Annotated in this window: 10 protein-coding genes and 1 riboswitch; of the genes, 8 read left to right on the top strand and 2 right to left on the bottom strand. The window is 67.1% G+C overall.

The window, feature by feature from the left end; all coding sequences use genetic code 11:
• The first annotated feature begins 72 nt into the window (after positions 1-72).
• Both QX070_RS29445 and purH read left to right on the top strand, forming a co-directional pair.
• A complete protein-coding gene (locus QX070_RS29445; RefSeq protein ID WP_315740738.1) occupies positions 73-1,788 on the top strand; it encodes a heparinase II/III family protein in 1,716 nt (571 codons plus the stop codon).
• Between the two features lie 170 nt (positions 1,789-1,958).
• Positions 1,959-2,039, top strand: a riboswitch (ZMP/ZTP riboswitch).
• A gap of 23 nt (positions 2,040-2,062) precedes the next feature.
• Positions 2,063-3,655, top strand: coding sequence for a bifunctional phosphoribosylaminoimidazolecarboxamide formyltransferase/IMP cyclohydrolase (gene purH / locus QX070_RS29440; RefSeq protein ID WP_315740655.1), 1,593 nt, complete (start codon positions 2,063-2,065; stop codon positions 3,653-3,655).
• Positions 3,656-3,785: 130 nt separating this feature from the next.
• Here purH and QX070_RS29435 read toward each other — a convergent pair whose 3' ends face one another.
• Positions 3,786-5,186, bottom strand: a complete 1,401-nt coding sequence (locus QX070_RS29435) for an MFS transporter (RefSeq protein ID WP_315740654.1) — start codon at positions 5,184-5,186, stop codon at positions 3,786-3,788.
• A gap of 169 nt (positions 5,187-5,355) precedes the next feature.
• Between QX070_RS29435 and ggt the strand changes: the two genes are divergently transcribed.
• Positions 5,356-7,062: a gamma-glutamyltransferase gene (gene ggt / locus QX070_RS29430; RefSeq protein ID WP_315740737.1), complete on the top strand. Its 1,707-nt coding sequence runs from the start codon at positions 5,356-5,358 to the stop codon at positions 7,060-7,062.
• Between the two features lie 167 nt (positions 7,063-7,229).
• Positions 7,230-8,636 (top strand): serine hydrolase, encoded by a 1,407-nt coding sequence (locus QX070_RS29425; protein ID WP_315740653.1) that lies wholly within the window; start codon positions 7,230-7,232, stop codon positions 8,634-8,636.
• A 3-nt stretch (positions 8,637-8,639) separates the two neighbouring features.
• On the opposite strand, the gene QX070_RS29420 is transcribed toward QX070_RS29425, so the two are convergent.
• The gene (locus QX070_RS29420; RefSeq protein WP_315740652.1) at positions 8,640-9,305 is read right to left on the bottom strand and encodes a glutathione S-transferase; all 666 of its coding nucleotides are present in this window, start codon (positions 9,303-9,305) and stop codon (positions 8,640-8,642) included.
• 164 nt (positions 9,306-9,469) lie between these two features.
• On the opposite strand from QX070_RS29420, the gene QX070_RS29415 reads away from it, so the two are divergent.
• The 4 genes from QX070_RS29415 (at position 9,470) to QX070_RS29400 (ending at position 13,066) form a co-directional block, all read left to right on the top strand.
• Positions 9,470-10,042, top strand: coding sequence for a DUF2239 family protein (locus QX070_RS29415; RefSeq protein ID WP_315740651.1), 573 nt, complete (start codon positions 9,470-9,472; stop codon positions 10,040-10,042).
• A 166-nt stretch (positions 10,043-10,208) separates the two neighbouring features.
• Positions 10,209-11,507, top strand: a complete 1,299-nt coding sequence (locus QX070_RS29410) for an MATE family efflux transporter (RefSeq protein WP_315740736.1) — start codon at positions 10,209-10,211, stop codon at positions 11,505-11,507.
• 104 nt (positions 11,508-11,611) lie between these two features.
• Positions 11,612-12,220, top strand: coding sequence for a 2-hydroxychromene-2-carboxylate isomerase (locus QX070_RS29405; RefSeq protein ID WP_315740650.1), 609 nt, complete (start codon positions 11,612-11,614; stop codon positions 12,218-12,220).
• Between the two features lie 108 nt (positions 12,221-12,328).
• A complete protein-coding gene (locus QX070_RS29400; RefSeq protein WP_315740649.1) occupies positions 12,329-13,066 on the top strand; it encodes an SDR family oxidoreductase in 738 nt (245 codons plus the stop codon).
• The last annotated feature ends 29 nt before the right edge of the window (positions 13,067-13,095 follow it).

Here is a 13,095-nt window from a genome sequence, read left to right as displayed (position 1 = left end):
CAACCGAATCCCCCTCTGAATCCAAGGCTTGGCGTGTCCGCCGCTCAACGCAGACGCATATCGACGCTGGTGATGGGCCGCTTTGCGCGCAGCCTGATGTCCAACGTCAGCGGTGTATCGGTATCCGTGTCCGGCTTGTGGCCCGGACGGGCGGACCGACTCATCATTGCGCCGCATGACCTGCGCACTTCGGACGCGACGCGGGCCGCCGAGATCTATGCCGGCCGCTTCGTCTTCGCCGGCAAGATCGTGACCTGCCATGGCCGCTCGATCTTCGACCTGGAGCCGCCATCGGAGGATTGGGAGGTCGCCCTGCTCGGCTTCGGCTGGCTGCGACATCTGCGCGCAGCCGACACCGCGCTGACCCGCGCCAACGCCCGTGCTCTGGTCGACGACTGGATCACCAACCAGATTGGCCGCCATCCGCTGAGCCGGCGCGCCGACGTGCTGGCCCGGCGGGTGATCTCGTTGCTATCGCAGGCGCCGCTGGTGCTGGCCGATTCCGACGGCAAGTTCTACCGCCGCTATCTTCGGGGGCTGACCCGCGAGATCCGCTATCTGCGCTATTCGACCATCGACATCCCCGATGGAGCGCCGCGGCTGCAGGTGCTGATCGCACTGTGTTACGCGGCGCTGTGCCTCGCCAACCAGGCCAAGCACATCCGCAGCGCGACCCGAAAACTCTCCGACGAATTGCAGCGGCAGATCCTGCCCGATGGCGGCCACGTGTCGCGCAATCCGGGCGCGCTGATCGAGCTGCTGATCGACCTGCTGCCGCTGCGGCAGACGTTTGCGGCCCGCAACATCGCCCCGCCGCCGGCGCTGCTCAACGCCATCGACCGCATGATGCCGATGCTGCGCTTCTTCCGGCACGGCGACGGCAACATGGCGCTGTTCAATGGCATGGGCGGCACCCCGTCCGACCTGCTGGCGACCCTGCTCGCCTATGACGACACCCACGGCACGCCGATGGCGAGCATGCCGCATTCCGGTTTCCAGCGGCTCGACGCCGGACCGATGACGGTGATCGTCGACACCGGTGCGCCGCCGCCGCCGCATCTGAGCCATGAGGCCCATGCCGGCTGTCTCGCCTTCGAGATGTCCTCCGGACCGTGCCGCATCGTGATCAATTGCGGCATGCCGTCCACCGGCCGCGACAATTGGCGCGCCTTCGCGCGCAGCACGGTGGCGCATTCGACGCTGACCTATCACAACACCTCGTCCTGCACCTTCGTCGAGATGTCGGCGATGAAGCGCCTGCTGCATGGCGCGCCGATCGTGTCGGGTCCGACGCGGGTCGAGAACTTCCGCGAGGTCGTGCCGGACGGCACCGTGCTGTCGACCTCGCACAATGGCTACGCGGCGAAGTTCGGCCTCGTCCACCGCCGCGTGCTGGTGGCGGCCGAGGACGGCTCCCGGCTCGACGGCGAGGATACCGTGACGCCGGCGCAAGGCGCCCGACTTCGCGGCGGCGGCTCGGACTACGCGCTGCGCTTCCATCTGCATCCGGCCGTCAAGGCCAGCCGGCTCAGCGACGGCCGCGGCGCCATGCTGGTGCTGCCCAATCGCGAGGTCTGGACGTTCGAGACGTTCGACGATCGCGTCGATCTCGAGGACAGCGTGTTTCTCGCCGGCAATGACGGTCCGCGCCGCACCACGCAACTGGTGGTCCGGCAGGACGCGCAGCAGGCCCCGTCGATCCGCTGGAGCTTCGTGCGCTCGTCGGCGTCGCCGACCGAGACCAACGGACGCCGCAATGCTCGGAGAGAGCCGGAATTGCCGCTGTAACGCTTCTCACATCATCTCACATCACCGTCCCGAGCCGTCCGCCTTCGGCGGGCCCTCGGGACGCGGCCGATGTTCGGGCGAGACCGTGCACCCTCATGGTGAGCTGTGCGGCCAAGATGATCGTTCGATCGCCCAGCCGTTGTCGCGGGCGGCAAAAGCTGATATGAGGCCCGCTCTCGCGCGACTGGCGACTTTGGATGGAGCACCATCGGGGAGCGCGGGATTGACCGCCGTGCGCCTGGGCAAATTGAACTCCTGCACAAGGACTCTGCCCATGACCAATCAGCTTCGTCGCGTTCACCGTGCCCTGTTATCCGTTTCCGACAAGACCGGTCTGGTCGAGTTCGCGCGCGCGCTTGCCGCGCGCGGTGTCGAGCTCGTATCGACCGGCGGCACCGCCAGGGCGATTTCCGAGGCCGGCCTGAAGGTCAAGGACGTCTCCGACCTCACCGGCTTTCCGGAGATGATGGACGGCCGCGTCAAGACCCTGCACCCCAAGGTGCATGGCGGCCTGCTCGCGATCCGCGGCAATGATGAGCATGCGGCGGCGATGAAGAGCCACGACATCGCGCCGATCGATCTGCTCGTCGTCAATCTCTACCCGTTCGAGGCCACGGTCGAACGCGGCGCCCCGTTCAACGACTGCATCGAAAACATCGACATCGGCGGCCCGGCGATGATCCGCGCTGCATCGAAGAACCACGAGGACGTCGCCGTCGTGGTCGACGTCAACGACTATCACGCCGTGCTCGACGACCTGACGCGGCATGACGGCTCGACCACGCTACTGCTGCGCCGCCGACTTGCTGCCAAGGCCTATGCGCGCACTGCCGCCTATGACGCCGCGATCTCCAACTGGTTCGCCGCCACCATCCAGAACGACGCGCCCGATTACCGCGCCTTCGGCGGCAAGCTGATCCAGTCGCTGCGCTATGGCGAGAACCCGCATCAGCATGCGGCATTCTACGCGCTTCCCGGCCGCCGTCCGGGCGTCGCCACCGCACGCCAGCTCCAAGGCAAGGAGCTGTCCTACAACAACATCAACGACACCGACGCAGCCTATGAGTGCATCGCCGAGTTCGACCCGGCGCGCACCGCCGCGTGTGTCATCGTCAAGCACGCCAATCCCTGCGGCGTCGCCGAAGGTCCCGACCTCGTCACTGCCTACCAGAAGGCCCTGGCGTGCGATTCAACCTCGGCGTTCGGCGGCATCATCGCGATGAACCGCAAGCTCGACGCTGCCACCGCGCGTGCCATCACCGGCATCTTCACCGAGGTGATCATCGCGCCCGACGCGACCGAGGAGGCGATCTCCATCATCGCCGGCCGCAAGAACCTGCGGCTGCTGCTCGCCGGCGCCCTGCCCGATCCGCGCGAGGCCGGCCTGACCGCGAAGACGGTGTCCGGCGGACTTCTGGTGCAGAGCCGCGACAATGCCGTCGTCGACGACATGGATCTGAAGGTCGTCACCAAGCGCGCGCCGACCGAGGCCGAGCTGCGCGACCTGCGCTTCGCCTTCCGTGTCGCCAAGCACGTGAAGTCGAACACGATCGTCTACGCCAAGGATTCGGCGACCGTCGGCATCGGCGCGGGGCAGATGAGCCGGGTCGATTCGGCGCGCATCGCCGCCCGCAAGGCGCTGGATGCGGCGAGCGCGCTCAAGCTCGCCGAGCCGCTGACCAAGGGATCGGTGGTCGCCTCCGACGCGTTCTTCCCGTTCGCCGACGGCATGCTCGCTTGCATCGAAGCCGGCGCCACCGCGGTCATTCAGCCCGGCGGCTCGGTGAAGGACGACGAGGTCATCAAGGCGGCTGACGAGCACGGCATCGCCATGGTGCTGACCGGCGTCCGGCACTTCCGGCACTGATTGCGCCCACAATCTCCGCCGTCATTCCGGGATGCGCCGCAAGGCGCAGGCCCGGAATCCATAACCACGATCGTGAGTATGGATTCCGGGCTCGCCCTGCGGGCGCCCCGGAATGACGGCGGAGCAAGTTTCAGGCGCCCTGCCCCGCACGACCACCTCGCGCCAGCAACAGCAATCCCGTCGCAAAGAACGGCACCAGCACGGCCATGCCCGCCTTCTGGCTTGCGGTGGCCGCGGTGATGGTGCCGATCAGCAGCGGGCCGATGAACGACGTGACCTTGCCGGTGAGCGCGAACAGACCGAAATATTGCGCCACGCGCTCCTTCGGCACCATCCGGATCAGCAGCGAGCGCGAGGCCGCCTGCAGCGGCGCGCCGCAGGCGCCGATGATGCAGCCGAGCAGCAGGTAGGCGCGCTCCGGCAGCGAGGCGAACAGCGGGCCGCCGGGCACCGCCGGCGTGACCGCAATCAACAGAACCGAATCACGGCTCACCATGAGAATCGCGATGATCGCGAGCAGCAGCAAGGTCATGCTGCCGGCGATCACGCGCTTCGGCCCAAGAAAATCATCGAGCTTGCCGCCGAGCCAGCCGCCGAACGTGCCGGCAGCGGCGAGGATGATGCCGAAGGTGCCGATCTGGATCGTGTTCCAGCCGAAAGTGCCGGCGGCATAGATGCCGCCGAACGCGAACAGCGACACCAGCCCATCGGTGTAGATCATGTTGGCGAGGAGAAAGAACGCAACGTCACGTTGCTGCGGCAGGCTGCGCAATGTCTCCTTCAACTGACCGATGCCTTCGCGCACGGCCGCGCCCAACCGGTGCCGCGCCGGAAAGTCCGGTGTGAACAGGAACATCGGCAGCACGAACACGATGAACCAGAGCCCGGTGAGCGGACCGGAGATGCGGTCGCCTTCATGGCTCACCGGATCGAGCCCGAACAGCGGCTTGAATCCAAACAGCGTGCGGCCGCTATCGGGATTGGCGGCGAGAAAGCCGAGCACGATGACGAGCGAGAGGATGCCGCCGACATAGCCGGTGGCCCATCCGGTGCCGGACAGCCGGCCGATGCGTTCCGGCGGCACCAAGGTCGGCATCATCGCGTTGTTGAACACCGTGGCGAACTCGACTCCAATGGTGGCGATCACATAGGCCGCGAGCAGCGGCGGGATCAGATCGGGCGCGCCGGGACGCCCGATCCACATCAGCGAGGCGCCGATCACCAGCATCGCGCCGAACGCCGCGATCCATGGCTTGCGGCGGCCGGTGGCATCGGCGATCGCGCCGAACACCGGTGACAGCAGCGCGATGGCGATGCCGGCCGCGGCGGTCGCAAAGCCCCACAGCGCCTGGCCGCTCGCCGCGTCCGGCGCGACATGCGCCGCGAAATAGGGCGCGAAGACGAAGGTCGTGATCAGCGTGAAATAGGGCTGCGCCGCCCAATCGAAGAAGATCCAGCTGACGACGGCCGCGCGCCCGGGATAGATTCGGCCGTCGGCAGTGCCAGAGGTCTCGATCGTGGTGACGGCCATTCGAAGATCCTTTGCGATCACGGCGTCGCATCCTGCGACGATCACGGTGTCGCGTTTTACGCCGGCGACGCGGCCCTATAACATCTGACGATCCCAGGCGGATGTCAGCAACGGCGGAATTGCGATGACCACGTTCACGATTGATCGACGACGGCTCCTTGCGGGTTTCATGCTGTTGCTGGCCGGCTGCCTGCCGGCGCGGGCGCTGGATTCGCAAGCCATCGACATCCCGCAGCCACCCGGTGTCGCCGCGCCGGCGCAGCCGCCCGCGCATGGCATGGTGGTGGCACAGGAGAGGATCGCAGCCGAAGTCGGCCAGCGCATCCTCGCGCTCGGCGGCAACGCAGTCGATGCCGCCGTTGCCACCGGCTTTGCGATGGCGGTCACCTATCCCGTTGCCGGCAACATCGGCGGTGGCGGCTTCATGGTCATTCACATCGCCAGGACCAACGAGGACGTGGCGATCGACTATCGCGAGACCGGCCCCGCTGCCATCACGCGCGACATCTTCCTCGGCGCCGATGGCAAGCCCGACAATGCCAAGTCGCGCGACTCCGCGCTGTCGATCGGCGTGCCCGGATCGGTCGCAGGTCTCGCGCTGGCGCTGGAGAAATACGGCTCGGGCAAATTCACGCTGGCGCAGTTGCTGCATCCGGCGATCGTGCTGGCGCGCGACGGCATCCCGGTCACCGACGACGTTGCCGTCACCCTGCCGATGATGGCGCCGCGGCTGGCCAAATGGAAATCGTCGGCCGCGATCTTCATTCGTCCCGACGGCACGGTGCTGAGGGAAGGAGACCGGCTGATCCAGCGCGATCTGGCGGCGACGCTCACCGCCATTGCCGAGCAGGGCCCGCGCGGATTTTATGAAGGGCCGGTCGCCGACCAGCTCGCCAAGGCGATCCAGGATGCCGGCGGCATCATGACAGCGGACGATCTCAAATCCTACCAGCCGGTGCTGCGCACGCCGGTGCGCGGCACCTATCGCGGCTATGACATCGTGTCGATGCCGCTGCCGTCGTCGGGCGGCACCGTGCTGGTCGAGATGCTGAACATCCTCGAAGGCTTTCCGCTCGCTGAGCTGAAGCAGGGCTCGCCCGCGTCGCTGCATCTGCTGATCGAGGCAATGAAGCGTGCCTATGCCGATCGTGCGCGCTATCTCGGCGACCCCGCCTTCGTCGACGCGCCGGTGCGCGCGATGTTGTCGAAGGACTACGCCGCGCGCCAGCGCGCCGGGATCGATCCCGCGCACGCCACCAGCGCCGGCGACGTGCTCAACACCACGCCGCTGCGGGAGGGCAGCAACACCACGCATTTCTCGGTCGTCGACAATGACGGCAATGCCGTCAGCAACACCTACACGCTGAACTTCCCCTATGGCGTCGGCCTCGTCGCCGAGGGCACCGGCGTGCTGCTCAACAACGAGCTCGACGATTTCACCGCCGCGCCCGGCGCCTCCAACGCCTTCGGCCTGGTCGGCTTCGAAGCCAATCTGCCCGGCCCCGGCAAGCGGCCGCTGTCGTCGATGTCACCGACCATCGTGCTGAAGGACGGCAAGCCCGTGCTCGTCACGGGCTCCCCGGGCGGCAGCCGCATCATCTCGACCGTGCTGCAGGTGACCGTCAACGTGCTCGACTATCGGATGGACGTCCGACAGGCCGTCACCGCGCCTCGCCTGCATCACCAATGGATGCCCGACGAGGTCCGAATCGAGAAGGGTTTTGCCGATGACGTGCTCGCCGGTCTGCGCGCCCGAGGTCACAAGATCGAGGAGCCGATGGGACGGACCTCGGCCAACTCCATCCTGGTGACGTCCGATGGATTCGTCGGCGCGCCGGATCCGCGCAGCAAGGGCGCCACCGCAGCCGGGCGCTGAGGCGCCGGTTCCCAGGCGATGTCGGACATCGTGGCCCCGGATGACGATTTGCCGCCGCCCGGCGGGGCCCTTCACCCGCTTCCCTCCGTTGGCGTGGTGACCGAGGCGCGTTAGAAGTATACCAGGGCGCAGCGAGGCTCGCCCGCGAGACGGTGTCGGACGTTCTGGTGCATTTGCGAAGATTCGTGGTCGGTCTGCTGGTGTTTGCGGCCCTGCTGGTGGCGGGGTGGCTCACCTATCGGCCTGACCGGGCGCTGCGCGTTGCGACCAGCGCGGTCGCCGAGATGATCTGCGCCAAGACCTACGTCTCCGGCCTCGATCCGCAAACGGTGTTTGCGGAGACCATGGAACGGCCCGGTCTGCGCCGGTTGCGGGCCGTGATGCGCTACCGGGTGGAGCCCGACATGCGCCTGGTGGAGGCGTCGCTGCTCGGCCTGCACGCCACCCGCGCCTCGTTTCACGACGGCCTCGGTTGCGTGACGCTCCAGGGCCAGAAGCCGCCTTACCTGCCGCACACCGACGTCGCTGCGCTGCGTGCTGCGGGGCCTGCTCCCGCCCTGCCCGACTTCGCGGAAAACACGGCGGTGGAGCCCAGCGATCCCGCGCTGAAGGCGGCGCTCGATCATGCCTTCGAGGAGCCGGCCAACCCGCCGTTCCGCCGCACCAAGGCGGTCGTCGTCGTCAAGGATGGTCACCTGATCGCAGAGCGCTATGCGCCGAGCATCGGCGTCGATACGCCACTTGTGGGCTTCTCGATGACCAAGACGGTCACCAATGCCCTGCTGGGCATCCTCACCCGGCAGGGCAAGCTGAGCCCGTCGATCCCGGCGCCGGTCGCGGAGTGGCGCGAGGCCAGAGATCCGCGCCACGACATCACGATCGAGCAGTTGATGCGCATGACATCAGGCTTGGCGCTGGACGAGACCAATTCCGGCTTCGATCCGTCGAGCCAGATGGACATCCACCGCGACATGGCGGCGTTCGCGGTGCATGCGCCGTTGATCGCGCCGCCCGGCCAGCGCTGGGCCTATTCGAGCGCGAGCGCCCAGATCCTGGCGCGCATCATCCGCGACGCCGCCGGGGGACCGGAGCAGACCATCGAGCTGGCCTGGCGCGAGCTGTTCAACCCGCTCGGCATGCGCAGCGCGACGCTGCAATACGATGGGAGCGGGACCGTTCAGGGCTACGGCAACATGCTGGCGAGCGCGCGCGACTGGGCGAAGCTCGGACTGCTCTATCTCGGCGACGGCGTCGTCGGCGACCGGCGCATTCTCCCGGAAGGCTGGGTCGCGATGTCGGCAACTGCGACGCTGGACACCGACTACGGCGCCGGGCTGTGGACCAACCGCAGCCAGCATTTTCACGCGCAGGGACGTGCCCGCGCGGGAATTCCGCCGGACGCGTTCTTCGCCTTCGGCCTGCTCGGCCAGCGGTTGGTGATCATGCCGAGCCAGCGCATGGTCGTGGTCCGGCTCGGCGATTCCGTGGATCCGAACGGCGACATCAAGGGCGTCGCCCGGCTGGTGCGCGAGGTGATTGCGGCGACCGCGGCGCCGGCGACGGCCACAAAATAGCGCTCAGCGGCCGACCTCGTAGGGCCCGCCCTTCTCCAGCGCGATCTTGTAGGCAGGCCGCGCCTCGATGCGCGCGAGGAAATCCATCGCCCGCGGATGGCCCTGCTCCAGGCCGCCGCGCGATGCCGCCGCCTGCAGCGGGAAGCTCATCTGGATGTCGGCCGCGGTGAACGAATCGCCGGCGAACCACTCGCTTTTCTGCAGCTCGCTTTCCCAGAACGCCATGTGTTGCTTCAGCTGCGGATTGACCAGCGTGCTCAAGGCCTGGTTCGACACCTTGCGCACGATCGGACGGAGCAGCGCCGGCGCTCGCTTCGGCATGATGTTGAACAGCAGCTTCAGCAGCAGCAGCGGCATCGCCGAGCCCTCGGCGTAATGCAGCCAATAGGAATAGCGCAGCCGCTCCGGTGTCTTCGGCGGCGGGATCAGGCGGCCATTGCCGTAGGTCTCGATCAGATATTCGACGATGGCACCGGACTCCGCGACGGTGTTGCCGTTGTCGGTGATGACAGGCGACTTGCCGAGCGGGTGGATGGCGCGCAGCTCCTTCGGCGCCCGCATGTCGGGCTGGCGCTCGTAGCGGATGATCTCATAGGGCACGCCGAGCTCCTCGAGCAACCAGAGCACGCGTTGCGAGCGGGAATTGTTGAGGTGGTGAACGGTCAGCATGGGGTTTCCAGGGACGGATCGGGTGGCGGGCGCCGTTCCGTAGCAGGACAGGACGGGTTCGGCGAGGCGCGGGGATCCTCACCCCGGCATGAAATAATTACCCGGGTAATATTGACTTTAATTTCACCCGGGTCTTATTGGGGTGATCACATGGGACTGCCGATATGGACACCTTCACCGCATTTGCCGGCCAAACCCGGGTCGCCGCCGGGCCGCTGCCCAAGGTGGCACTGGTGCTGAAACACGCCGCGCCGGGCACCGAGCCGATCGTGATTTTCAGCGACCGCACCGGGCAGCCGATCGACCTCGATCTGCGCGGCAGCGACCGCGAGATCCTGGCGCGCCTGCCGGTCGAAGCCGGCGCGGCCGCGAACCAAGGGCCGAGCGAGCCGCGTGGCCGCGGCCGGCCGAAGCTCGGGGTCGTGGCCCGCGAGGTGACCTTGCTGCCGCAGCACTGGGACTGGCTGAACGCGCAGCCGGGCGGCGCCTCGGTCGCACTGCGCAAGCTGGTCCACGACGCCCGCCGCGCCAGCGGCGACACCGATCGCGCCCGCGAGGCACGCGATGCGGCCTATCATTTCATGTCCGGGATCGGCAGCAACCTGCCGCAGTTCGAGGAGGCGTCGCGGGCGCTGTTCGCCGGCGATCTCGGCCGCTTCGCCGCCTTGATCGCGGACTGGCCGGCCGACATCCGCGACCACGCCGTCGCGCTCGCGCACCGCCACCGCGCCGAGTGAGATCGGCTGATTTCAACAGTCAATGAGAGCGGCCGTTCGCGGCGGCTCTCGTTCCAATTCCTCGCAACGCGACCGTACTCCGAATGAAGAGCGGTCGACGGAGAAACATGCCGTGTCGCCGCCAACCGCCTCGCTGCGCAAGCCGTTCCTGACGTTCGTCGTTCCGATGATGCTGAGCAACATCCTGCAGTCGCTGTTCGGCACCATCAACAACGTCTATCTCGGCCAGATGATCGGCGTCGATGCGCTCGCCGCGGTCTCGGTGTTCTTCCCGGCGATGTTCTTCTTCGTCTCCTTCGTCATGGGCCTCGGCTCAGGTGCCGGCGTTCTGATCGGCCAGGCCTGGGGCGCCGGTGAGCCCGCGAAGGTGAAGCAGGTCGCCGGCACGACGCTGACCATTGCGCTGCTGCTCGGCGGCCTGATCGCGGTATTGGGCGGCGTGTTCAGCCGCCAATTGCTGACCGCGCTCGCCACGCCCGCCAACATCCTTGATGCAACCGCGGGCTATGCCCGCATCATGATGATCACGATGCCGCTGACCTTCGCCTACATCCTGCTGTCGTCGCAGATGCGCGGCGTCGGCGACACCGTGACGCCGCTGGCCTCGCTCGCCGCATCGACCACGCTCGGGCTGGTGCTCACCCCGGTCTTCATCCGCGGCTGGCTCGGCGCGCCCGTCCTCGGCGTCGCCAGCGCCGCCTGGGCCTCGGCGATCTCGACGTTGACGACGCTGGCCTGGCTCCATGTCCATCTGCGTCGTCGCAAGCACCCGCTGGCGATCGATGCGGCATTCCTGCGGGGCATGCTGCCTGATCCGAGACTGTTGCGGGCGGTGTTGCGGCTCGGCATCCCCGCCGCGATCGGCATGATCGTGATGTCGCTGGCCGAGATGGTGCTGATCGGCCTCGTCAACGGCTTCGGCTCGGACGCGACGGCGGCCTATGGCGCGGTCAACCAGGTGCTCGGCTATGTGCAGTTTCCGGCGCTGTCGATCGCGATCTCGGTCTCGATCTTCGGCGCCCAGGCGATCGGCCGCGGCCAGGCCGAGCAGATCGGCGACATCGTGCGGACGGGCATCGAGATGAACGTGGTGCTGACCGGCGGCCTGGTCGCGATCGGCTATCTGTTCTCACGGGTGCTGATGGGACTCTTCATCACCGACCCTGCCGTCATCGAGGTGGCGCAGCATTCGCTGCACATCGTGCTGTGGAGCTCCGTGCTGTTCGGCATGTCCATCACGTTCTCGTCGGCGATGCGCGCCTCCGGGACGGTGTGGATGCCGCTGGCGATCTCGGCGTTTGCAATCGCCGCGATCGAGGTGCCCGCCGCCACCTGGCTCAGCCGCAGCATCGGGCTCGACGGCGTCTGGCTCGCCTATCCCATCACGTTCGCCGCGATGATGCTGCTGCAGATGAGCTATTATCTCCTGGTGTGGCGCAAGCGGACGGTGCGCCGGATGATCTGACGCACCACCGGCGTCTTCCGGCCGCTGGAATATGATGACCGTCATAAAACCCTGGACGGAGCTGCTGCGCTGGACCACAATGTGAAAAACCGAGGAGACCGCCCATGAGCCGTCCTGCGCCAGAATTCATGTTCGACTTCGGCAGTCCCAACGCCTATCTGAGCCATGAGGCGATCCCAGCGATCGTGAAGCGGATCGGCGTCCAGTTCTACTATGTCCCGGTGCTGCTCGGCGGCATCTTCAAGGCGACCAACAACAAGTCACCGGCCGAGTCACTCGCCGGCATCAGGAACAAGCGTGAATTCCACGAGGTCGAGACCCAGCGCTTCCTCAAGCGCTACCAGGTGCAGCCCTGGGTCTGGAACCCGTACTTCCCGGTGAATACGTTGAACCTGATGCGCGCGGCGATCGCGGCCCAGCTCGAGGGCGTGTTCGAGGCCTATGTCGACGCGGCGTTCCACCACATGTGGCGCGAGCCAAAGAAGATGGACGATCCCGATGTCGCGGTGGCTGCGATCACGTCGTCGGGGCTCGACGGGGCCAAGCTGTTCGCCCGGGCGCAGGAGCCCGAGGTGAAGGCGAAGCTCGTGGAGAACACCCAGCGCGCGGTCGAGCGCGGCGCGTTCGGCTCGCCGACGTTCTTCGTCGGCAATGAGATGTTCTTCGGCAAGGAACAGCTGCGCGACGTCGAGGAATACATCCTGGGCAAGTGATTGTCGTCATCGCGAGCGCAGCGACGCGATCCCGCCGCAAAGCAAGGCTGGATTGCTTCGTCGCTTCGCTCCTCGCAATGACGCTGAAGTGAGATCGGGAGAGCAAGCATGCAACAGCGCAACGCTACCGTCGCGATCGTCGGGGCCGGCGACTACATCGGCGCCGAGATCGTCAAGAAATTCGCGTCCGAAGGCTTCACGGTGTTCGCCGGCCGGCGCAATGGCGAGAAGCTCGCGCCGCTGGTCGCGGAGGTCGAGGCCGCTGGCGGGCGGATCGTGGCGCGCTCGCTCGATGCCCGCAAGGAGGACGAGACCACCGCCTTCCTCAACGACGCCGACAGGCATGCGCCGCTCGAGGTCGTGATCTTCAATGTCGGCGCCAACGTCAATTTCCCGATCCTCGAGACGACGGACCGCGTGTTCCGCAAGGTCTGGGAGATGGCGTGCTGGGCCGGCTTCGTCACCGGGCGCGAGGCCGCCCGGCTGATGCTGCCCCGCGGCGGCGGCAAGATCTTCTTCACCGGCGCGACCGCCTCGCTGCGCGGCGGCTCCGGCTATGCCGCCTTCGCTTCGGCCAAGTTCGGCCTGCGCGCGGTGGCGCAGGCGATGGCGCGCGAACTGATGCCGCAGAACATCCATGTCGCCCACCTGATCATCGATTCCGGCGTCGATACCGCCTGGGTGCGCGAGCGCCGCGCCCAACTCTGGGGCAAGGAGGCGCTGGACAATCCCGACCTGCTGATGCCGCCGGCCTCGGTCGCGGGTGCCTATTGGCAGCTCTACCAGCAGCCGAAGAGCGCCTGGACCTTCGAGATGGAGATCCGTCCGTTTGGCGAGAAATGGTGAGAAGCGATGGCGAACAGGGAGTAGCGAGT

It is taken from the genome of Bradyrhizobium sp. SZCCHNR1093, assembly GCF_032381175.1.
GTDB lineage: Bacteria > Pseudomonadota > Alphaproteobacteria > Rhizobiales > Xanthobacteraceae > Bradyrhizobium.
The sequence above is the reverse complement of the archived record's forward strand: the minus strand, read 5'-3'. Positions and strand labels throughout refer to the sequence as shown.